Consider the following 21,305-nt stretch of genomic DNA (forward strand, 5'->3'; position numbering starts at 1 on the left):
ATTGTTTTATTTATTCTATTTGATACATGTCCAATAGATTTATTACAAGCAGTTTTGTCAAGTTGAGAGTCTAAATTCTCAGTTCAAATTATTGGTTTTTTAATGGCATTTGGTGATTTTTTTGGAAGATTTACCTGTGAATGGCTTTGTCCTTTTGGACTTGTACAAGATTTATTATATAAAATATCATTTCTAACAAAGATAAAAAAAGTTTATGATGATAAATATTTAAAATATCTAAAATACATAGTTTTATTAGTCTTTGTAATTATTCTCACAATTGCTATTGTAAAGGTAACATGAGGTGGAAATTCTTGGTTTTATAAATAGAAGAGAAGAATATGATATAAATAGCACTCATAATCAGTTATAAGTGCTATTTTATGTAAGTTTTATATATATTATAAGTAAATTATATAATTTTATGAAAATTTAACTTTAAAGATAATTATAAAACTAAAATTTTTCAATATGTAATATTTTTATATGTTTCTAATGGAGCTAAATAGATAGTAAAATGAGTTTTTAATTGCATACTTTAAATTTTAAGTTTTAAAGCAGGTATATCATATAGAGGATGGTGCATATATTTTTCGTAATTAGAACGAAAAATAAAATTATGTGTAGCTTTACATATTTCTTCTCCAATATTATTATTTAATTCAATTCCTAATTCTTTTCTAGCTTCTTTAGGAAATCCGATATGACCTTCATTTTTGATTACATTAATAACTTTTTGAATATCCATCATTTCATTATCTTTGATAGATATATCAGGTCGCTCTTGATAATTATCATTTACTAATTCAGGGTATAGTGCTAACATATTTGATGTCTCAATCCATCCAGCATGAAAATCATTTGGAAATAGTTTGATTTTTTCTTCAACAAAATCAGGAAAATCTCTAAGTATCTCCTTTTGTTCAGAATTAAAAATTGAACCCATAGGTGAAATTGAAACTATTCCATACTCTTTATTGATTGCCTCACAAGATTGTTCTATAGTAATTGTATGTAGTGGGTCAGCGTGACCAGATATAACGATGATGTTTGTAATACCCCATTTAACTATATTTTCTAATGTACTATAAGTTATTTTGTAAATCAACTCACGACTAACATGAATATTACCTGGGAAAGTTCCCATATCTGCAAAGCCAAAAGGTATTATAGGGAGTTTTCCATAATAATAATTGGGTAGAACTGAATCTAGTTTCTCAATAGCAAGATTAATCCATGCTTCTGTTTCATAAATATCTACACCTATTGGTAGATGTTTACCATGTTCCTCTATTGGAGCAATTCCAACAAATACTATTAATTTTTCTTTGTCTAAATTTAAAATATCTTCCCATGAAAGATTAAGTAAATTAAAATTCATAATCTTAAACCTCCCCAAAATTTATTTTAGTTGTAGTACTCTTTTTTTTTAGTAGATTTAATGATAAAATTATAATGTAAATATATAGTACTCTATATATAGAGTACTATATATACATAATAGTGTCAAGGAGGAAATAAATTTGCTTTCAAAAACAATGACTATTCTTTTAGGTATTATCCAAGAGAAACCAGTGAATGCATATGAATTAACTAAGCTACTTTCTAAACTAAATGTGAAGAGTTGGTATAATATTGCAGATTCAACGGTATATGCGACAATTAAAAGTGCTGAAAAAAAAGAATATATAGTTGGATGTATTGAAAAAAGTGGTAATATGCCAGATAAAACTGTTTATAGTATTACAGAAAAGGGAAACCAAGAATTATTAGATACTATAGAAAGCTTTATTTGTAATTTTGACTATGATATAACTTCATTTTCAATAGCAGTGTTTTTTATTAGGATATTAGGTAAAGATAGAAGTATAATATTATTAGAGAAGAGAAGGGATTTACTTAAAAAATACGAAGATGGAATCAAGAAGCAGATTGAGAATATGAAAGAGCAAGGTGTAAATGAGGTTTTTATAGGAAATACAATTCAAAGTTTGTATATTGTTGAAGCCCAAATAAAGGGAGTAGATACTTTAATTCCTAAAATTAAGAGTATGTAAATAAGTGAAAATCAAGAAAATAAATGCAAAAGTTTTAAAAGGTTATAAAGGTGGTAGAATGAAATTTTTATTAAGGAATTTTATTTTACCACCTTTATGATTAAGTTATTTAATTTTATTATTTATAGATTTGATTAAATGTATGTATATTTTATAGACCAAGATTTTCTCCTACTAATATTACCTTTATCTTGTTTGCTGGACGACTAATTCTTGTAGTTACCATATATGCACAGACACTTTCAGGACTTTTGCAATCTATACAACTTCCATTAGTATAACATGGAGTATTTACATCCTGAAAACGTTGTACAACAGCTGGTGCAGCAATTGCTCTAGCTCTTTGTACTGCATCGTCAATATTTTTAACAATTTTATTCATACCAGCTACAACTATAACGTTTTTTGGACCAAATATCATTGCAGCTACACGATTTCCGTTTCCATCAATATTGAAGAGTTGTCCATCTTCACTAATTGCATTGCTACTCATTAAAAAAGTATCACATAGAAGAGCCTGGCGCATAATTTCTGTTCTTTCTTCTGGAGTTTTTGCTAAATCTCTATCAATGACTTTGAATCCTTTATTTCTAACAGCAGTTTGTACTCCCATTTCTTTAAGAGTTTCAGAACCTCCCCATGATACTACATGATTTTGAGGAATCAAATCTAAGATTTGTTGTAAAGCATCATTCTTAGTTTTACAGTAATAAGCATCAAAGTAACGTTTTTTAAGAGCTTTAACGATATGTGGTCCTAACTTGTCATATCGTTTTTCTAAAGGTGTTTGTCTTATCATACTAAAATCACTCCCGTATTTAAATTTTAAGATTATAACTACAAATTATTAATGTAGTTATAATATAGTTATAACATAAATATTTTTCTAGGATAAGATTTACTATTAAAATTTTAATAAATCATTGGAGGGATAGAAGGGCTTACAAAAACGTACTTGTGGATATTTTTAATTTTTTATTTATTAAAAATAAAGTTATTAATTATAGAAGATTAGTTCTTTTATAATAAATGATTTAAATTCTATAGAATATAAAAAAATAAAGGTACGATTTATGTGTACCTTTATTTTGATTAAATACATAGAGATTAAAAGGAATTTTAATTACATATTTTTATAACTTTCCAATATTCTAACATAGTGGTTGGCTTCTCTTAATACATGGTCTGCCAAAAGTGGTAATATTATAGATTTTATCTTACATTCTTCTATTCCTGATGTACCTGCTTCTTTAAAATCCTTAAATTCAACAGTTTCATTTAGCGTTTCCTCTGTAATACTTGCTACATCAGTATCAGTCATTTCATTTGTTTTTTCAATTAATTCATTGAATTTTATGGCAAATTCATTTGCAGTATTTATTAGTTCACTTTCAGATGGGTCGAGTAATCCTCTCATAAATAGAGCATGTTCCATCATAATATGGTCCCAGAATAATTCTACTTCTTTAAAATTTTTCAAATCAATATCTATTTTATTTTCTAAGTCAATTACATAGGAACGATACAAGTTTGCTTCATGTATTATATGTTCAATAAGTAGTGGATAGTTTGAAGTAAAAAGGGTGCATGATAGTACTCCATCTAAAACCCTTTCTTTTAAGTCAATAAGTCCATCAAGTAATCTTATTGCATCAGAGTTAAGCTGAGCTACATAGTCTACTAAATCTTGACCAACTTGAGGATTTACACCACTTTGTAGGTTCAATTCTCTTGTAGTTAAGTTTTGATTTATTTCTATTCCTGTAAGTTCTTCGGTTTTTTGTTCTGCATTCAATGTGAGAGTGGTTACAATCTCTTCTGAATATAATATATCAGGTCTGATTATACCATTACTAGCGCTAACAGTATATGATAACAAATCTTCAAATTGTTTTTTATAGTGGTCAGCTTCCATAGCAAGATTATAATCTTTATGTGTAAATCCTGCCTCTAGAAAAAGAGAATGTTCCTTCATAATTCTTGCAAAAAATAAATGTAATTCTAGCGATAAAATAGCATATTTTTGATTATCTATCATAATTTCCTCCCTTTAGAAAGTATCTTATTTATAATACTTTATTCTTAATATTTGAATTTATGTATATTAGGGAAAAATTAACTAATTATATTGCTATTAATATCAATATTTTTTATTTAATTATAGTTAAAAAATTTACTTTATCAATACTTTTATTGAGCACATGAATAATACTTTACTGAAAATTTCTATATATTCTATATCCTATATAAAAAAATTCTTCTCTTGCTAAAAATGGTAGTTTGCTCTTTAAACTTATATATCTTGTTGTCGGTGTTGGAGAACTATAAGCTTCTATTTCATAATCATTTGCCATTAGCATTGCCCTTTTCATATGCAATGGGTCGCTTACAATAATTGCTGTATGGTATGAATTTTCATTCATTATCAATTTATCGTTTTCAATATTTTCTTGTGTTATATTTGATAATTTATTGACTTTTTTCTTGTGATAATTATAGCATGATTTTGTAATATGTTCATTTTTTCTACTGTTGTAAAGGGAATTGTTAGCTTAATATGAAACAAATGTTTTTTGCAAAACAAGAACTTTTATAAGAAAATTTGAATAAATATGAAGCAAGCATAATTAAATATAGAGAACAAATTGGCGAATTGAAGGTATTATAAGCAAAAAATAAAGAAAAAATAAAAGCCTTATATGAGTGCAACTTAAATTCTCTTAGAATATGCTTAAGTGATTTGCTGAAATAAGCATACAAGTTTATTAGAAAAAATATTTTGAGGAGGATAATACATGGATAGTTTAATAAGTTTTATACCACAACAATTGTTAATTTTAATAGTTGCACTTAATGTCTTAGGTATGGGGTTTAAAAAATATAAAAAATTAAGTGATAAGTACATTCCTATTATATTGCTTGCATTTGGAGTAGTATTTTCTGTTTGGATGTTAGGGTTTAATCCAACTTCTGTGTTACAAGGAATTCTATGTTGGGGAGTATCAATTGGATTAAATCAAGTATGTAAACAATTTAGAGACAATGATAAGTAAAAGATTGTATAATAAATATATCAATAAAAAAGTATTATTAAAATAAGAATAATTTAATGTATAGAATAATATATGAAATAGGTAAGAAGAATAAGTAAAGCGTACTTTATAAATGGTCTAAATGTTTTAAATCTAAAAAGAGATGGTAAAGTTAGCTAGTGTAAAATATGAAATATTGTAAACTGTATTAAATAGAACATGCATAATTTTTTGAATAGGAAGAACCAAATAGAATAAATGAAATGACTAAGTCTATGGATAGGACTTAAATGTATGATAATTATGTATGATTTATTATAGTTAAGACAGTAAATTCTGTAAAAAATAAAATATAAGATTGATATATTAAAGTGGGTAAGAAGAGAATCTTATATAAAATTTTTCTTCCCCACTTCAATATATTTAATGTTATGCCAAACCACACTCACATAGTAGAATCATTATTCTATGGAGACATAACTCTACAATCTCTTCTCCATATTTTTTTATAAAATCACCAATTTGAGTTTCTATGAATGAATAGTATTCTTTTAAACTGGCAATATATGCAGTCATTATATGAACACATTCATCGATTTTATCTTTAAACACAATCAATCCCCCTAAAAAACAAAAAAATAAAAATATTCAGTAAATAGTAGACATTATTTCATTTATAAATATATATAGTATGATATATTGCCTACATATATTTTACAAGTGGATATGTAAAACTGGATATTATAATTGCAAAACTGGATAAATTTTTATACAAAAGGAAGAAATACTAACTTTTTAAACCCAATCATTAGGTAGTTAAGTTAAGAAAATTTAACAAGTCAAATTACATAAAAAAATATAAGTGTGCTAGTAGCACACTTATATAATTGAAATTAATAATAATTTTAAGTAAATCTAATTTTAAAAAAATCCTTTTATAATCGTATAAATTTTATAAAATTATAATTTATATATTTAACTGAAATGTAAAGTTATCAATTAATCTAGTTTTACCTATAAAAACGGCAATTGCTACGAGTATAGAACTTTCTATTTGTTTAACAGGTTGTAATGTCTCGCTATCTACAATTTCAACATAATCTATTTTTACTAAATCTTTAGAAGTTATTTTAGAGATTATTAATTCTTTTATTTTTTTTACATCTAGATTTCCTTTTGTTAATTCTTCTTTTGCTAAGTTCAAACTTTCATTTAAAACTAAAGCTGATTTTCTTTCTTCTTTTGAAAGATATGTATTTCTTGAGCTTTTTGCTAAACCATCATTTTCACGAACTATAGGACAGCCTATTATCTCTGTGTCTATATTCAAATCTTTGACCATCCTTTTGATTACTGCTAATTGTTGAGCATCTTTTTCTCCAAAATAAGCTTTATCAGGGGTTACTATATTTAAAAATTTTGAAACAATTAAACATACACCTCCAAAATGAACAGGTCTTTTAGAACCACAAAGGAATTCTGTAAGTCCAGACACATTTATAGTAGTACAATTTCCTTTTAAATACATTTCTTCTGATGATGGATTAAATACTATTGATGCACCATTATCCATACAGTATTTAAAATCTTTTTCTATATCTCTTGGATAGTTATTAAAATCTTCATTGGGTCCAAATTGAGTTGGATTTACAAATACACTCACAACTACTTTATCATTTTCTTTTACAGCTTTTTTGATAAGACTTTGATGTCCTTCATGCAAAAATCCCATGGTAGGAACGAGCCCTATAGAATAGCCAGATTTTTTCCAATCTTTAATTATATTTTTTAATGATTTAATTTCTTTTACAAGCATTTTGTACCATCCTTAATCTTAGTATAATTTTTTTAATTCAGATTCATTTATTGAAAAGCTATGTTTTTCTTGTGGAAATGCACCTGTTTCAACTTCTAGTATGTAATTTTTAATTGAATCTTTCATTATATCTCCTATATTTGCATATTGCTTTACAAATTTAGGTACGAAATCTCCAAACATTCCCAACATATCCTGATAAACTAAAATTTGACCATCACAATTAATTCCTGCACCTATTCCTATTGTAGGAATTGAAATAGAATTAGTCACCATCTCAGCTATTTTAGCAGGAACTCCTTCAAGAACAATAGAGAATGCACCTGCTTTTTCTATTAATTTAGCATCTTCAATTAGTTGTTTTGCAGTTTCACTAGTATTTCCTTGAACCTTAAATCCGCCAAATGAATTTACAGATTGAGGTGTTAGACCTAAATGACCCATTACTGGTATTTGAGCATTTACAATGCATTTTATTTGTTCTATAATACTTGAGCCACCTTCTAATTTTACAGCATGTGCGCCACCTTCTTTTACAAGTCTACCAGCATTTTTAACAGCATCTTCTATAGAAACATGGTAAGATAGAAATGGCATATCACTTACTATTAAGGCATTTTTTGCACCTTTTTTTATAGCTTTTGTATGATATATAATTTCATCTATAGTAACAGATAGAGTGTTTTCTTCTCCTTTTATGACCATTCCCAATGAATCTCCTATTAAAATACCATTTATATTACACTCATCCATTATTTTTGCTATTGAGTAATCATAAGCAGTAAGCATAGATAGCTTTTTTCCTTCACTTTTAGCATTTTTAAAAGTCATTACAGTATTTTTCATCGTTTTTTCCTCCTAAAATTTTGTAAATCTCTTTGTATTTCTCAGATTTACTTATTAAATTTTCAACTGCATTTTCTATAGAAAGATTTTTTGTACATTTTGATGAATCTTCATTTGCTAAGGCTATTATTTTTAGTAGATTTAAGGAAAGTATTTTGTAAATATCTTCATCTTTTTTATCTAATGCTGATAAATGTTTTTTTATTGGTGTTATATCCCCACGAGCAATAGGCCCAGTAAGAGCTTTAGTAAATCCATTATTAAGTATATTTTCTATATTTATTTTGACTAAAGGATTTATAGCTTTCAAAGCTTCTTCTTCGGATAAACCTAACTTGATAAAATAACTTACTCCTACATCTAGTAAAGATAGCACTAAATTTGAAACTAAAACATTAGCTAAATGATAAGTGGATGAAGTATTCTTATCTCTTACGAAAAATTGATTTCCTAAACTATCTATAAAATTTTGAATAAATGAATCATCTTTTTCACTATCGCCTTCTATGGAAAAACAAATTTCTTTCATTTTTTTTATATCAGTGTTTTTATTGGAAAATGCAAATATAGGATGGATAGAATAAATTAATGCACCTGCTTTTTTTGAATAGAACAATATACTAGATTTTAAAGAGCCACTGGTGTGACAAATGTATTTATGTTTTAAATTAAATTTGGAAAGTTTTTTGTCTATAATTTCAATAGAATCATCTGATGTTGTAATAAATAATATATCATTTTCATAAATAATGTCTTTCAATTTACTATAAATCTTTGTTTTTGTTAAATCTGTTGATTCTAATAAAGATAATTGATTTCTTCCATAAAAACCTGTTACACAATAATCCTTTGACAAAAAATAATTTGCTAAAGATGTACCAACTTTTCCGGAACCAATAAATCCTATTTTAATAGTATCACCTCCAATTTGTGATACAACATCTTAATTTCCAATCTCATTCACGAAGATATGAGTTATATAAGACAAAATAATTAAAAACATTTAAAGTATAGTTCTTATAACAAGATACCATCCATGGATATTTTACCATTTAAATAAAAAGTTGACAATTAATTCTATAAAAATTGATTAAATGTATTTTTATTTATATTGTCTTATTCTGATAAAGATGTAGCTAATTAAAAAAGCTTTAAAATAATATCTTCATAAATTAATAAAATAAATATAGTTAGATAATTCATATAAAACATAATCTATATAATAAAATACAAGTAAAAAAATTATGGTATTTATTAAATTCAATATTTTAAAGTTTACAATACATAATGAAAATAATTTCATATAAAGTAAAAAAATATTTTTTTTTACTTTATATTATCAATATTATATCTTTTTATCTCAAAGTTTAAAATAATAAAAAATATATAGTCTATTTTGTGTTTGATTTTATCAAGATAAATACTGGATTAAAATTTAAGACAAGATTTACAAGCCATTATATAGCAATAATCTCCTTAAAATTGATAATATGATATTGATGTATTTTTTTTTATCAACTATAATTTAAAATAGAAAGAAATAAGTTTTTCAATTAAATTGATCTATTTAATGTATATATAAATGATAAATAAATCCTCTATAATAAAAAAAATCTAGGAATATTATTAGAAATAATAGTAATAATGAAGGAGGTAAGTATATGAACAAACATAATCTTGAGGTTATATTAAATCAACTACAGTTTAATATATATATTACGGATATTCATACTAATAAAATAATTTTCATGAATAAAAATATGAAAAAAGAATATAATATTTCGGTTCCAGAAGATAAAGTTTGTTGGGAGGTACTATATTCTGAAAAAAATGCCCCCTGTAGTTTTTATAAAGTTTTAGAACTGCTAAAGAATAATAAAAAAGGAATATTAATAAAGTGGTATGAAAAATGTAATAAATTAAATCGAATTTTTGAGAATTATGATAGTTTAATTACATGGCAAGATGATACAGTTGTTCATATGCATCAATCTATAGATATTACAAACTCGACAAGTTTAAATGAGCAAGTTAAGTTTGATGAATTTTATCAAATATCAAATACCAAAGAAGAAAGAGATGATTTTGAAGATTTTAATATCTTAAGAAGTAAGTTTGATTATGATTCTACATTACTTTATGATGCTTTGATTAGAGGTACAGATGAGTATATATATATTTGCAATATGAAAACAGGAGTCTTTCGATATTCACCATCACAGGTTGAACTATTTGATTTACCAGGAGAAATTGTGGAGAATCCACTTGTTTACTGGAAGCAAATTGTACATCCAGAAGACTGGAATCGTTTTTATAAGTCGAATATGGAAATAGGTAAAAATCATATGGATTATCATTCAGTAGAGTTCCGGGCTAAAAATCGTATTGGAGAATATATTTGGTTAAGATGTAGAGGGCAATTAATGCGTGATGAATTTGGAGAACCAAGCATTTTTGCTGGAATAATGACACAATTAGGGAAACAAAATAAGATTGACCCATTAACACAGTTGTTGAATTACTATGAATTTATGAGTGCGTTTGAGGATAAACTTTCAAATCCTATGATTGAAAAATTGTGTATAGTATTATTGAATATTGATGATTTTAAAAATGTTAATGAGATGTATGATAGAGACTTTGGAGATAATATAATAAAAACTTTAGCACAATCTATACAATCTATTTTACCAGGTAATGCGGAACTTTATAAGCTTGATAGTGATGAAATGGGAATTCTCGTTGATAATGTTGAAGAAAAGGAAATTCAACTTTTATATGAGCAAATACAGAATTTAATTATACATCTTCACTTGTGGAGAAAATATGGATTAAATATAACAATTTCTGCTGGTTGTGTTATATATCCAAGACATGGAGATACAGTAAAAGAACTTAGTAAATATGCTAGTTACTCTTTGCAGTATGCTAAAGAGCATGGTAAGAACAGAATTGTTTTTTTCTCTGAAGAAATATTAAAAAATAAAATGTATTCATTAGCAATGATGTGGGAATTGAAAGCATCAATTAATGACAATTTTCGGGGATTCAGCCTCAGATTTCAGCCACAAGTAGATACACAAAGTCATAAGATAATAGGTGTAGAAGTGCTTTTAAGATGGACTAATAGTGAATGTAAAGCAATTTCTCCTTTAGAATTTATTCCAATTTTAGAAGAAAATGATATGATAAATATTGTTGGAGCATGGGTACTTCGGATGGCACTACGTACTTGTGGCGAGTGGATTACTTATTATCCACTTTTTACAGTAAGTGTAAATATTTCAGCTGTTCAAGTATTAGAGGATACATTTATTGAGGATATAATCAAAATTATAGATGAAGAAAATTTTCCTTATCAAAATCTTGTTTTAGAATTAACTGAAAGTCATACAGTACAAAATATGAGTATTTTACAACATAAGTTCAAGGTTTTACAAGACTTAGGAATTCGTATTGCTATGGACGATTTTGGTACAGGATATTCATCATTAGAAGTTTTAAAATTTTCTCCAATAGATATAGTAAAAATTGATAGAGTATTTGTCAAAGATATATTAAAAAGTAAGTTTGATGCTACATTTATACATTTTATTGTTGCAATTTGTCACGATGTGGGCATAGAAGTCTGCTTAGAGGGAGTAGAAACAAAGGAGGAGTATAATTTAGTTAAACAAATGAAACCAGATTATATACAAGGATATTTTTTTGGAAAGCCACAAACAGCAAGGGAAATTTTTGATACCTTAAAAATAGATAATTGATATTAATTGAATTTGTAAATTTATGGTTATTTATCTTATCATTAAAGGAATTTTATGCATGTAATTACAATAATTGAAACTGTTAATATAATCAAAATGAAATACGATGTTGAGTACATAAAGGTAGAATCTATAAATAGTTACTACCTTTTTTTATAATTATCAGGAGTAATTGTAAAAAAAGGTGGTATACATACACTTAATTTATTTCAAAGTTTATTTCTTGTCGTGTTTAAATCTTTAAGCTAAAGACCGGGCATTTTTCTTTAGAAAAGTAATAATATTTTTTCATTATATTGTATACTAACTTCCTTAAATAAGAATTACTTGATTTAGCTAATAATAAAGAATATAGTAACTATATAGAAAACAAAAAGATAAGGAGTGTGTAGCCCTTGGAAAAACAGTATTTTACCACAGGTGAATTTGCAAAGTTGTGTGGAATATCTAAATAGACATTAATTTTTTATGATAAAATAGGGATTTTTTCTCCAGAATGTAAAGATAAAAATAATTATAGATATTACTCAGTCTATAAATAATATTTATATATTAATAAGTATTAATAAACATCAAAATGTGCATTTTTACAGGTGTTTGGACTAAAAGAGCATAAGGTGACTGACATTTAACTGACAGTCAGTTTTTTTATTTAAATAACATTTTGCTTAAATTGTCAGAAGCCTCTTTGTCCATTTATTCTAAAACATGAGAGTATCTATTCATAGTTATTTTTATATCTGTATGACCTAACCTTTCAGAAACTACTTTCATATTAGTTCCTCCTAAAAGCAATAAGGTAGCACTTGTATGTCTTAAATCATGTATTTTTACTTGTTTTAAATTATTTTTTTTAATAAATTTATGAAAGTTTTTTGACAATACAGTTGGTATCCAAGGTTTAAAATTTGTATTTAAACACACTAAGTTATTTTCATTTATAATTGTGCCTTGCAATTTCATTTTGTTTTGTTTTAATTTTTCTATTTTTAATTTTTCAACTAATTCTTTTGGAACTGATAAAGTTCTTTTTGATTTTGGTGTTTTTGGTTCTTTAAATGCTATTTTATTGTTTGCATATATAAGTATCTGATTAATACTTATTGAATCAATTTCTAAATTAATATCAGCCCATCTAAGTCCACAGACTTCCTCAACTCTTAATCCTAACAACAACATTAAGAGAATAGGTATTTCTATGACATTATATTATAGCTTATCTATTAGAAGTAGTGATTCTTCTTTATCATAAATATTAACTTTAAAAGAACTTTCTTTATTAGGAAGCTTTATAAAGTTACAAGGATTCTCTGTTATTTCTCTTAACCTGTAAGATTCTTTTAATACAGAACTTACAAAGCCATATCTAACTTTAGCACTTCCAGATGTAAATTTAGTGAATAGTTTATTTACGAAAGACTGCATTAAATAAGGTGTTATGTCTATTAATCTTGTATCTTTGAAAAAAGGTTCTATATAGTTTTTAATCCAAGATTTCCTATTCACAATTGTATAAGGAGACCAATTGTTAGCATTTGTCATAATGTATTTATAACATGTATTTACAAATGTAACATCCCTTGGAGCAATAAATTTATTATTGTTTATAGTTGATTTTATTTCAATTAAATGTTTTTCAGCATCCTTTTTATTTTCATAACTTCCATAACTTTTTTGTTTCTTTTTCCCATTTTCTTCTTCAACATACTCCACATATACATGAAACTTTTCTCCTCTTTTTTTTATGAAGGCTGATTTAATATCCATAAGAGCACCATCCTTTGAATTAATTACTTAATTATATTTTATAACAAGTGAAAAAAATTTTCAGAGTTTATTAAAAAAATGTTTATTTTTATTAAATTATAAATTGGTACAAATATTTAAAAATAATCTATTTATGATATAATAAAAATATAAAAGTTTTGCAGTGTGTTTTTTTTGATGATTTGTTTGTGATCGTTGAAACTACTGTATTATAGAGGTTTTTTGTGAGGTGTCAAAAAACACCACTGGTCGGTCACTGTAACTTTAAAAGAATTATGTTACTTAAAGTATTAAAAATGCTCAATTTATTTTGGGGTTTTATATTAACTATGTGGTATGTAAATAAGGCAAAGGCAGAAGCTTATGGATTGGTAGATTTTATTTTATATTAACTATGTGGATTTAAAATTAAAAATACCAGAGAACACTTACTTAAATAGTAGGTGTTTTTTTAATTGAAAGGAGGAAATAATATTATAAAAAGTAATATATAGGAAAAATATGTAAATATATATGTTATAATATTTTTAGCAAGAAGAAAATATGTAATCTACAATTTATAGAGTGGAGTTCATACTGGGATAGAACCTACTTCCTAATGAAAGGAGGTGGGAAGTATGAATAACTTTTTACTTAATATAATAGCTGGCGTTATTGCTAGTTTAACATTTTGCTTAATTTGTAAAGTATTTACGCAAGTAAAAAGCCACTCAACTCGTGGCAAGAGTAAAAGTGGCTGGGAATTTGATTTTAAAGTCAAATTCCGTAAGTTCAAATAGCTTCATTTAATTATGAACTTCACTCTACCGCAAAATAGATTGTAGTTCTTCTTGCTTTTATTATACCACAAATTAGAAAAATATTGCCTATAATATTTTTTATAGTCAATAAAAAGATGAAATTTTTTATACACAATAATAATGAATTCAAATTAATGAATAAATTTAATTGTAAAAATTATAAATAAGAAAGCACTTACTTTATTGTAGGTGCTTTTGTTTTACCAAATTATGCTATAATATTGTGTGAGATGAGTAATTTGTGGGGGATTTTATTATGTCAGCGATAATAGTAACAATAATATTAATGCTATTAGGTATAAGTATATTTATATATTTTATGCCAGTGAGTTTAATGCTACTGGCTTTACTTGTACTTCTTTATTTCATTGGAGAGAAACAAAAAGTTATGGGAATTTTATCTTGTATTTTTCTTATTTTCACAATATATCTATGGTCAGTTTGGGATGATATAAGTCCATATACAGAAGAAAAGATGGCTATTAGAGAAGAACAACAAAAGAGAGAAGAATCAGAAAAAGAAATGGAAAGAATAAGAAAACAAGAAGAAGTAGACAAAGAAAAAAGAGAGAAAAAGTATGGGAAAAAAATTTCAAAAGATGAGCTAGAAGCAAAATTAGAAGAATTAGTCCCAAAAGAATATAAGGGAAGTCACTATAAAATTGAGGTAGAAGAGTCTTGGATGATTACATTTGATTTAACTGTACAAAACGAAAAATTTGAAGATACTAGAGAGTGTCGGTTATTTGTAAAATATATAACAGAAGAATTAAAAGATTTTGATATATTTAGTCCAAATTTTCAGTTTTATACAAAAGATGAAGGTGGTAAACTTAATAGTATTTCCATTAGGTATTATAGAAGAGTGCAAACTGGGGAAGAATCTATACTAGATTTATATGTTGGTGAACATGATATTATGACTGATGAAGAGATTCAAAAGGGTATAGATGAAGCTGAAAAGAAAAATTATCAGAGTTATGTAGACCCACTAGATAGAATAAAGAAATTAAAAGAGTTGTTAGATTCAGGAGCAATTACACAGGAAGAATATAATAAAAAGAAAAAAGAATTATTAGAATAGATAATATAGTAAGCACTTACAAATATGTAGGTACCCTTGAATTGATAAATTATTCCATTTTAATTTTATAGTTTGAATTTTATGATATAATAAAAATATAGAAATTTTGCAGTGAGCGATATTCGTGATAAAGTAGGCTTTAACAGTTGCAATGTAAGGCATTGAAGCTGTGTGACAAGTGTTATCAACTGCACTACTCATGGTTCACTGCAAATTTGAGAGAGTTGTATGTGTGTAAGTATTGGAAGTGCTAAGTTTATTTTGGGTTTTATATTAACTATGTGGTATGTAAATCTCTCTTTCGCTACAAAACTTTGCGATAATAAGTCTTAGTTTTATATTAACTATGTGGTGTGTAAATCGAGAAGTGTTAAGATGTTGAACATTAGCAGAACATGTTTTATATTAACTATGTGGTATGTAAATTATATTGGGTAGGAAACAATGGTACTCTATATGAAACAGATTATGTTATGAATCAACATACTACAGTTAAATTTGTACCAAATTCTTTTATAACTATAGATAGTGATTTAGGTACTATTGGTGATGCTTGTAGTATAAAGTATAAAATTTATGATGTCAATCCCGATGTTAGTTTTAAAATAACTGTAAAATTAAATGATGTTGTAATAAGCGAAAAAGATAATACAGTAATTTCTGATTATGCTATAGATTTAACCGATGAACATTTATCTAATTTGGTATTTAACTCTGTAAATAATATAACTATTGAGCTTGGTACTGTTGCTGGTGGTAAAATGTTAGATAAAACTGTTACATTTACAAAGGGCAACACTAAACCAAAATTAAATATATCCTCTTATAATTCAACTACTGATATATTATGATTCAAGATATGAAAATAAGATACAGAGTATAGTTGGTGAGATTGAACAGTTATTCAAGTCTCAAGTTAAAAATTTTAGTGTATCAAAATTTAAGCATTGATTATTAGGAAGGTAACAACTAAAATTAGTTGTTACCTTATTTTGGTATTTTTTAGAATCTTTTTAGTTTTTCTGGTATTTTTGGCTGATATACATGCCATAGTGAAGTTGTGTTTGCAGATAAAAATGCTACAAACATAGCTAATACACTACAGGCTTTCATGAAGTGATATAGAATTTTTTTCATGTTAACACCTCCCTATGCTATTTTTTTTATTTATAATAATCTGAATAATTAGTAATAAATTTATCCAAGATAAAGCTAAAAAAGTATATACAACATAATTGTATAAAGCTAAGTATTTGCAACCTAGAAAAACAATCAAGAATAAGATGCTAGATATAACTCTTGAAATTAGCTTATTTTTTTTATATTTTGTTTCATTTAGTGGATTGTTCACATGACATACTGGAGCAAAAATAAAAATGCTCAGAAAGTTGAAACTAGACAATATCGCTAAAAATAATGGGATAGGAATAGAATTATTTAAAATTATTCCCAAAACCATAGAAATAAAAAAAATGCTATTGAAAATTAGGATACAGTTTTTGTTGTTAGTTGCATGATATCCTCCTGAAAATTGCCTTATTGTACAAAAAGATATTAAGAATACTATAGAATAAATAAATTTACCTAATATTAAACCTATTATTAACGAAATTAGAGTATTTAGTATAGAAGATAGTAAAATTTCTAACCCATAGGAGCAGATTTCTAAATCATCTTTTTCTATTACTTGATTTAAAACAAATAAAAAAGCTATTTTATCAGAACAAGATTTTATCATTTAACTTTCTCCTTAAATAATTTTCTTAATAAATTATAGGTATTAAATATTCTCATATACAATATTTGAATCTTTTTGTGATTTTCTAATTGGTATCATCATATTTAAACAAAATAAATCTTCTGTGAAATCTATAGAAACTGCACCATCATATTTTTCTAAAGAATTTTTTATACTTTTTATTCCTAATCCATGAAATTCTTTATCTTCTTTTGTAGTTAAAAAATTATTGTTTTTTAATAAAATATTATTTGATTTTGTATTAGTAATTTTTATTGCAAAGAATTTATTTACTATCATTCCTTGTAATTTTATTTTTTTATCAGTGTTTTTGATTTTTTCACAAGCTTCAATTGCATTATCTAATGCATTTGCAAAGATAGAACATATATCTTCTTCTTTAATAAAATTACAATTGTTAAAGTTTATATTAATTGTGAAATCAATTCCTTTTTCTATACAAAGTTCTTTTTTTTCTGATAATATGATGTTTAAAGTAATATTTCCTGTATCAAATATATTGCTATATTCATCAAGCTTTTTTTCTATATCCTTTATGTAATTACTAGTGTCAATATTTTTTTTATTCATTTCATTAATGCAAATAAGATGATTCTTCATATCATGGTTTAATTCTTTTGTCTTAAGATAATATTTTTTTATATTACTATAATATTTATTTTCAGAATTTATTTTTTCTTGTAGTTTAGTTAATTCAATATATTTTTTATTACTTTTTAATATTTTAACTATGCTATAAATTAATGTTATATTAGAAAAAGTTAATAATAGTACCATGATTAAAATATCTAATCTAGTAGCAGAAGAAATATCTAGTAGTTTTAAGATATATTTATAAAATATAAAAAATGATATCATATTTGCGACTATTGGTATACACATATAAATTTCTTTTTTAGTGACTTGTAGATTGCTAGATATAGATTTATAAATGTACAATAAAATAATTAGAACTACATTTCCTAGCACTATAGTTTCATATCTATAAAAATTATCATTTAATAAAATATTCATAGAACTCAAATTATTTATTGAAACTATTGCTATCATACTTAATGCATTTATGCATACTAATATTGCCCAATAAGAAAATGAAACTATCAAACATTTGTAAAGATTAACCTCATAAGTCAATTTATAAAAAATAAACATTACAAAAATGCATATTAATATTCTATTATCAGCACCAACATTAATATAGAAAGTAGAAATAATAATAGAAGTGGAAATTAAAAAATATAAATTTATTAAACTAGTTTTTATTTTACTTGTATAATCAAATACTTTTTTGCATGCCCAAATTTCTATAATAGAAGAAACAGTTGTTATAAAAAAATCTAACATAATAAAACTCTCCATAACTTAAGTAATTTTGTATAAATTTCATTTAATAATACGAAAATAATTTGAAATTTTATAGTAATTATATCATAAAATAGGTTACCATGGGATAAAGTTACTAAATATAACATATATATATAAATAATTTTATCTATATACATTATTATTAATATGAATAAGTAAAACTATAGTAAAAGTTGTAACAATAAAACGAACGAAAATTATCATACTAAAGCATAAGACATGTTATAATTGTATTAGATATATACATTAACATACACCAAAGTACTCCTATAAAAAGAGTGCTTATTTTTTTGAAATACATTAATGTATAAACTATCAAGAACCTTACTCAACATATCTTAAAAACGATTTAAATAGGTCTTTTTCATAGAGTAAATTATATGATATGATAAAAAAATAGAAGTGTACTACCAATACACTTCTATATCTGTAACTAAGCATTCTCTTGAAGGGGAGTGCTTTTTTCATTTCTCCAAACAACAGTATTTTTTTCATCTGTAATTATCAAATCAATTTCAATATCTTTCAAAATTTCTGTTGAAGTACAAATTAGATTGTCTAAGTCAAAACTTCGAGTTATCTCTAGTTGTTTGTTACTTAGAACTCTTTTTAGTATATAAGTCTTAAAACACATTTATATCACCTCTTGTATTTACTCTTTTTTCTCTAAAAATATATTGATAAGTAAATATGCAACAAATAAAAAAATCTCAATGATGCATAGTGTTATAGCTATAACTAGAAGTGATTGATTTTTCCATGCACTATAAGCTATGATGAAAAGAAATGTAAAGGCACATAATGTATAATTCATAATTTTAACTAATATATGACTTGTTTTCATTGTTAAATATAAGTCTCTTTCATCTGCGTTATCGTGCAATTCTTCAACAATGCCTTTTCTTGAAAAAGCATTGTAAAAATTAAAGATTGCTATTGCAATTAAAAGGAATGATGAAATTAGGAATCTTTGTTCTTTTAAAATGAAGTAAATAACTATACTAGCACAGCATAACATAGAAGCTATAATACCTACTATAAAACCTCGTCTATTCTTTACTTCCATGTTTTTTGTCCTCCATTTCTTTATTTTCTTTTAAACAACATAGTTCTTCAACCGTTATATCAAATACTTGTGCTATACGGTAGGCAAGCATAAGAGAAGGACTATATTGCTCTTTTTCAATAGAAATAATTGTTCTGTTTGATACATGGACTAAATCAGCAAGTTGTTGCTGTGTTAGACCAATATTTGTTCGAAATTCTCGCACTTTTGTTTTCATTCCATACCCTCTTTCTATATGAAGCTAACTTCATGTGAAGTTAACTTCATAATATCTTGAAATGAGTAAAATGTCAATTTCTTTTAGAGGGAAGATAAAAATAATCTAAAATGTAGAGTGTATGGTAAATTTTACCTGTAGTTTTTGTGTTAAAAAGCTCCTATTATTAGTTTAAGTTAGATTTTATGTTTATATAGAAAGAAGGAATATATTATGTTGAATAAAAAATTGCCAGATGCAGAATTGAAACTCATGAAATTCATTTGGAATTTAGGATACAAAACTGTAATATCGAAAGATGTTGCAGATGAAATAGAAAAAATATATGGTTGGAAGCATACAACTACAATTACACTTTTATCAAGACTTGTTAAAAAAGGTTTTTTAATATCTCAAAGAATTGGAAAACATGTACACTATACAGTATTAGTGAAAGAAAAAGAACATTTAAAATTAGAAGGTAAAAGAATTTTTGGAGGTTTACATAACAACCCTTTATCGGAATTAATATCAAAATTACATGATGGAGAAGAAATAACTGAAGAAAAAATAATGGAATAGGAAATTGGATAAAAAGTTGGAAGGATGAAGATTAATAGATGAAAGGTAGCGACTAATATAAGTGCTACCTTTTTATTGTTGTGGATAAACTGTGGAAAAGTTATGTAAAAATTGTGGATAATATATTTTACTGACATCTAACTGACATTTAACCTTTAAAACTAAAAATATATTGATTTTCTAAAGTAATAACTACTTGATTTAGCTAATAATAAAGAATATAGTAACTATATAGAAAACAAGAAGATAAGGAGTGTGTAACCCTTGGAAAAACAGTATTTTACCACAGGTGAATTTGCAAAGTTGTGTGGAATATCTAAACAGACATTAATTTTTTATGATAAAATAGGGATTTTTTCTCCAGAATATAAAGATAAAAATAATTATAGATATTATTCAGTCTATCAATATGATACATTGGATATATTACAATCACTAAGAGAAATAGGAATGAGTCTAGAAGAAATAAAAGCGTATATACAAAATAGAAGTCCCCAACTTTGTGTAAAAATGCTTAGAGAAGAAGAAAAAAAGATAAGAGAAAAAATAAAAAAATTAAGAAAGATAAGTTCTAAAATGCAAAATAGAATAAATACAACAGTTGAAGGAATTTCTAAAATGAATAATGAAGAAATTTATATATCAAAAAGGTTTGAGGAATACTTAGTCTTATCAAGCGACTTGAGTAGTATGAGTAATGGTGATTTTATGATGGAATTAATAGATTTTACTAATTACTGTAAATTAAAAAATTTGTATCAAGGATATGAGTTAGGAGTAATAGTAAGTAATGATAATATAAAAAATGAAGACTATTTGAGCATATCAAGTTTTTATTTAAAAATAGATAAAAAAATAAAAGACAAAAAGTTATATATAAAGCCAGAGGGAATGTATGCGTGTATAAAGCATATTGGAAAATATGAGGATTCATATAAATCTTATGGAAAATTGAAAAAGTATATATATGAGAACGGATATGAAATTGTCGGAAATTCATATGAGGAGAGTATACTTGACTTCTTTTGTGAAAGTAATGAAGATAATTATATGACCGAGATTTCAATCCAAATATCTAAATAAGAATTAAAATAGAGATATATTCAAATATTAAGTAATTATACCTATCACTGAGTATATCTCTATGTTTTATAATAATATCTATAAAGTT

General features: G+C 25.3%; 25 protein-coding genes and 1 pseudogene. 10 read left to right on the forward strand and 16 right to left on the reverse strand.

Going from position 1 to position 21,305, the window contains the following annotated elements; translation table 11 throughout:
• The first annotated feature begins 102 nt into the window (after nucleotides 1–102).
• Nucleotides 103–303 (forward strand): 4Fe-4S binding protein, encoded by a 201-nt coding sequence (locus ACTG44_RS07890; protein WP_479920118.1) that lies wholly within the window; start codon nucleotides 103–105, stop codon nucleotides 301–303.
• Between the two features lie 235 nt (nucleotides 304–538).
• Here ACTG44_RS07890 and ACTG44_RS07895 read toward each other — a convergent pair whose 3' ends face one another.
• Complete coding sequence (locus tag ACTG44_RS07895; RefSeq protein ID WP_479920119.1) at nucleotides 539–1,381, reverse strand: creatininase family protein; 843 nt, start codon at nucleotides 1,379–1,381, stop codon at nucleotides 539–541.
• Nucleotides 1,382–1,523: 142 nt separating this feature from the next.
• Between ACTG44_RS07895 and ACTG44_RS07900 the strand changes: the two genes are divergently transcribed.
• Entirely contained in the window at nucleotides 1,524–2,057 is a 534-nt protein-coding gene (locus tag ACTG44_RS07900; RefSeq protein WP_479920120.1) for a PadR family transcriptional regulator, read from the forward strand.
• Between the two features lie 151 nt (nucleotides 2,058–2,208).
• Here ACTG44_RS07900 and ACTG44_RS07905 read toward each other — a convergent pair whose 3' ends face one another.
• From ACTG44_RS07905 to ACTG44_RS07915, 3 genes are all read right to left on the reverse strand, one after another.
• Nucleotides 2,209–2,856, reverse strand: a complete 648-nt coding sequence (locus ACTG44_RS07905; RefSeq protein WP_479921548.1) for a lactate utilization protein — start codon at nucleotides 2,854–2,856, stop codon at nucleotides 2,209–2,211.
• A gap of 324 nt (nucleotides 2,857–3,180) precedes the next feature.
• Nucleotides 3,181–4,095, reverse strand: coding sequence for a spore coat protein CotB (gene cotB, locus ACTG44_RS07910; RefSeq protein WP_021384282.1), 915 nt, complete (start codon nucleotides 4,093–4,095; stop codon nucleotides 3,181–3,183).
• Nucleotides 4,096–4,270: 175 nt separating this feature from the next.
• Entirely contained in the window at nucleotides 4,271–4,570 is a 300-nt protein-coding gene (locus ACTG44_RS07915; protein WP_479921696.1) for a YdcF family protein, read from the reverse strand.
• 282 nt (nucleotides 4,571–4,852) lie between these two features.
• Between ACTG44_RS07915 and ACTG44_RS07920 the strand changes: the two genes are divergently transcribed.
• Entirely contained in the window at nucleotides 4,853–5,110 is a 258-nt protein-coding gene (locus ACTG44_RS07920) for a phage holin family protein (RefSeq protein WP_021384262.1), read from the forward strand.
• Between the two features lie 408 nt (nucleotides 5,111–5,518).
• Here ACTG44_RS07920 and ACTG44_RS07925 read toward each other — a convergent pair whose 3' ends face one another.
• From ACTG44_RS07925 to ACTG44_RS07940, 4 genes are all read right to left on the reverse strand, one after another.
• The gene (locus tag ACTG44_RS07925) at nucleotides 5,519–5,701 is read right to left on the reverse strand and encodes a hypothetical protein (protein WP_021384275.1); all 183 of its coding nucleotides are present in this window, start codon (nucleotides 5,699–5,701) and stop codon (nucleotides 5,519–5,521) included.
• A gap of 355 nt (nucleotides 5,702–6,056) precedes the next feature.
• Nucleotides 6,057–6,905 carry a pantoate--beta-alanine ligase gene (panC, locus tag ACTG44_RS07930; protein ID WP_479921549.1) on the reverse strand — a complete coding sequence of 283 codons (849 nt, stop codon included), beginning with the start codon at nucleotides 6,903–6,905 and terminating at the stop codon, nucleotides 6,057–6,059.
• An 18-nt stretch (nucleotides 6,906–6,923) separates the two neighbouring features.
• A complete protein-coding gene (gene panB, locus ACTG44_RS07935; protein WP_021384279.1) occupies nucleotides 6,924–7,751 on the reverse strand; it encodes a 3-methyl-2-oxobutanoate hydroxymethyltransferase in 828 nt (275 codons plus the stop codon).
• Nucleotides 7,726–8,679: a Rossmann-like and DUF2520 domain-containing protein gene (locus ACTG44_RS07940; protein WP_479920288.1), complete on the reverse strand. Its 954-nt coding sequence runs from the start codon at nucleotides 8,677–8,679 to the stop codon at nucleotides 7,726–7,728. Before ACTG44_RS07940 ends, panB begins: the two co-directional genes overlap by 26 nt.
• Nucleotides 8,680–9,412: 733 nt before the next feature.
• Here ACTG44_RS07940 and ACTG44_RS07945 point away from each other — a divergent pair.
• Both ACTG44_RS07945 and ACTG44_RS07950 read left to right on the forward strand, forming a co-directional pair.
• A complete protein-coding gene (locus ACTG44_RS07945) occupies nucleotides 9,413–11,515 on the forward strand; it encodes a bifunctional diguanylate cyclase/phosphodiesterase (protein ID WP_021384289.1) in 2,103 nt (700 codons plus the stop codon).
• A 395-nt stretch (nucleotides 11,516–11,910) separates the two neighbouring features.
• A pseudogene (locus ACTG44_RS07950) lies at nucleotides 11,911–12,054 on the forward strand (MerR family DNA-binding transcriptional regulator); the annotation flags it as partial.
• A 157-nt stretch (nucleotides 12,055–12,211) separates the two neighbouring features.
• On the opposite strand, the gene ACTG44_RS07955 reads toward ACTG44_RS07950, so the two are convergent.
• Together ACTG44_RS07955 and ACTG44_RS07960 are read right to left on the reverse strand one after the other, a co-directional pair.
• Nucleotides 12,212–12,694 carry a site-specific integrase gene (locus ACTG44_RS07955; protein ID WP_479921550.1) on the reverse strand — a complete coding sequence of 161 codons (483 nt, stop codon included), beginning with the start codon at nucleotides 12,692–12,694 and terminating at the stop codon, nucleotides 12,212–12,214.
• A 30-nt stretch (nucleotides 12,695–12,724) separates the two neighbouring features.
• Nucleotides 12,725–13,282: a tyrosine-type recombinase/integrase gene (locus ACTG44_RS07960; RefSeq protein WP_479921551.1), complete on the reverse strand. Its 558-nt coding sequence runs from the start codon at nucleotides 13,280–13,282 to the stop codon at nucleotides 12,725–12,727.
• 617 nt (nucleotides 13,283–13,899) lie between these two features.
• Here ACTG44_RS07960 and ACTG44_RS07965 point away from each other — a divergent pair.
• The 3 genes from ACTG44_RS07965 to ACTG44_RS07975 all read left to right on the forward strand — a co-directional run bounded on the left by ACTG44_RS07965 (nucleotide 13,900) and on the right by ACTG44_RS07975 (nucleotide 16,017).
• Nucleotides 13,900–14,061 (forward strand): type I toxin-antitoxin system toxin, encoded by a 162-nt coding sequence (locus ACTG44_RS07965; RefSeq protein ID WP_479921552.1) that lies wholly within the window; start codon nucleotides 13,900–13,902, stop codon nucleotides 14,059–14,061.
• Nucleotides 14,062–14,338: 277 nt separating this feature from the next.
• Nucleotides 14,339–15,166 carry an SHOCT domain-containing protein gene (locus tag ACTG44_RS07970; protein ID WP_479921553.1) on the forward strand — a complete coding sequence of 276 codons (828 nt, stop codon included), beginning with the start codon at nucleotides 14,339–14,341 and terminating at the stop codon, nucleotides 15,164–15,166.
• A gap of 413 nt (nucleotides 15,167–15,579) precedes the next feature.
• Complete coding sequence (locus ACTG44_RS07975; protein WP_479921554.1) at nucleotides 15,580–16,017, forward strand: hypothetical protein; 438 nt, start codon at nucleotides 15,580–15,582, stop codon at nucleotides 16,015–16,017.
• A gap of 151 nt (nucleotides 16,018–16,168) precedes the next feature.
• Here ACTG44_RS07975 and ACTG44_RS07980 read toward each other — a convergent pair whose 3' ends face one another.
• The 6 genes from ACTG44_RS07980 to ACTG44_RS08005 all read right to left on the reverse strand — a co-directional run bounded on the left by ACTG44_RS07980 (nucleotide 16,169) and on the right by ACTG44_RS08005 (nucleotide 19,573).
• Nucleotides 16,169–16,303: a cyclic lactone autoinducer peptide gene (locus tag ACTG44_RS07980; RefSeq protein WP_479921555.1), complete on the reverse strand. Its 135-nt coding sequence runs from the start codon at nucleotides 16,301–16,303 to the stop codon at nucleotides 16,169–16,171.
• Between the two features lies 1 nt (nucleotide 16,304).
• On the reverse strand, nucleotides 16,305–16,904 hold the full coding sequence (locus ACTG44_RS07985; protein ID WP_479921556.1) for an accessory gene regulator ArgB-like protein: 600 nt from the start codon (nucleotides 16,902–16,904) through the stop codon (nucleotides 16,305–16,307).
• 42 nt (nucleotides 16,905–16,946) lie between these two features.
• The gene (locus ACTG44_RS07990) at nucleotides 16,947–18,269 is read right to left on the reverse strand and encodes a GHKL domain-containing protein (RefSeq protein WP_479921557.1); all 1,323 of its coding nucleotides are present in this window, start codon (nucleotides 18,267–18,269) and stop codon (nucleotides 16,947–16,949) included.
• 454 nt (nucleotides 18,270–18,723) lie between these two features.
• Nucleotides 18,724–18,924, reverse strand: a complete 201-nt coding sequence (locus ACTG44_RS07995) for a hypothetical protein (protein ID WP_479921558.1) — start codon at nucleotides 18,922–18,924, stop codon at nucleotides 18,724–18,726.
• A gap of 18 nt (nucleotides 18,925–18,942) precedes the next feature.
• Nucleotides 18,943–19,356, reverse strand: coding sequence for a hypothetical protein (locus ACTG44_RS08000; protein WP_479921559.1), 414 nt, complete (start codon nucleotides 19,354–19,356; stop codon nucleotides 18,943–18,945).
• Nucleotides 19,340–19,573, reverse strand: a complete 234-nt coding sequence (locus ACTG44_RS08005; protein ID WP_479921560.1) for a helix-turn-helix transcriptional regulator — start codon at nucleotides 19,571–19,573, stop codon at nucleotides 19,340–19,342. Before ACTG44_RS08005 ends, ACTG44_RS08000 begins: the two co-directional genes overlap by 17 nt.
• Before the next feature lie 213 nt (nucleotides 19,574–19,786).
• Between ACTG44_RS08005 and ACTG44_RS08010 the strand changes: the two genes are divergently transcribed.
• A complete protein-coding gene (locus tag ACTG44_RS08010; RefSeq protein WP_479921561.1) occupies nucleotides 19,787–20,134 on the forward strand; it encodes a BlaI/MecI/CopY family transcriptional regulator in 348 nt (115 codons plus the stop codon).
• A 264-nt stretch (nucleotides 20,135–20,398) separates the two neighbouring features.
• Nucleotides 20,399–21,217 (forward strand): MerR family transcriptional regulator, encoded by an 819-nt coding sequence (locus tag ACTG44_RS08015; protein ID WP_479921562.1) that lies wholly within the window; start codon nucleotides 20,399–20,401, stop codon nucleotides 21,215–21,217.
• The last annotated feature ends 88 nt before the right edge of the window (nucleotides 21,218–21,305 follow it).

Source organism: Clostridioides sp. LIBA-2809 (assembly GCF_056688965.1).